Source organism: Rothia sp. (in: high G+C Gram-positive bacteria) (genome assembly GCF_030540545.1).
Lineage (GTDB): Bacteria > Actinomycetota > Actinomycetes > Actinomycetales > Micrococcaceae > Rothia.
On record NZ_JAUNVZ010000138.1, the window covers coordinates 1 to 1,015 of the forward strand.

Genomic DNA, 1,015 nt, shown 5'->3' on the forward strand with positions numbered 1-1,015 from the left:
AGGTAGTCACGGATGAGTTGGTTGGTGTTCTCATTGCTGCCGCGTTCCCAGGGAGAGTGGGGATGGGCGAAGTACACCGGCATCTGGGTGGCCATGGTGAACGCGGCGTGCCGGGCCATCTCAGAGCCCTGATCCCAGGTCAGGGTGCCCTTCATCAATTCGGGCAGCCCAGTGATGTGGTCGATCAGGGCGTCACACACCCCGTCTGCGTTCTTGCCCTTCGGCAGGGCGAGGATCGTGACGAACCGGGTGGTTCGTTCGACGAGGGTGATCGCGGCTGTTCTGCCGTAGGCGCCGATGATCAAGTCTCCTTCCCAATGACCGGGAACCTTCCGTCCTGTAACCTCCTGAGGCCGCTGATCGATACTGACCATTCCCACAATCGGGGATTTCCGCTCACCCAAACGACGCCGGGACTGACGGCTAGTGCGTTTCGACCCGAGCATGACACCGTGCTCCCGCAGCGTCTTCTTCGGCATCGCATAAATCCAGGTGTAGATCGCTTCATGAGACACGCTCGCTCCTTGGGCCGTGGGGGAACCCTGACACGGTTCAAGCCTGTCACCCCCAGCCTCAGCACGTAATCTTCCCGCGATCTGACGTGGTGTACGAGACCTCCGAAGATCAGCAATCACCCGCTGCTTCAACACCAGATCAGCATCAATCTTGCGGAGCTTGGGCCGGGCACGCCGCCGCTGCGCAGCTACATCAGCAGCCACACACTTGTACCCCGTCTCACCCTGATTCCGGGCCACTTCCCGCGAAACCACCGACACATCCCTACCAATCCGCCGAGCAATCTCACGTAACCCACACCCCTCCGCCAAGCCCCTCGCGATCCCAGCCCGATCCGTCACCGTCAACAACCGCCGCACCAACAACCCCTCCTTAACAAGCACTGTTGCTACGACCCTATGACACCACCCTGTCCCTCCAGAGGTGACAAAGCCAACGGGGTCCTTCAGCGCGCGGTTCAGGGTGGTTGTGTCATTCAGGGTCGTATACCTGGCTTGCG

1 protein-coding gene is annotated in these 1,015 nt (G+C 60.8%); it reads right to left on the reverse strand.

All coding sequences use genetic code 11. From position 1 onward, the window contains the following. Nucleotides 1-899 (reverse strand): IS30 family transposase (locus Q4P78_RS09480; RefSeq protein ID WP_368660909.1); only part of this gene is annotated, 899 nt, incomplete at its 3' end. Nucleotides 900-1,015: the final 116 nt, after the last annotated feature.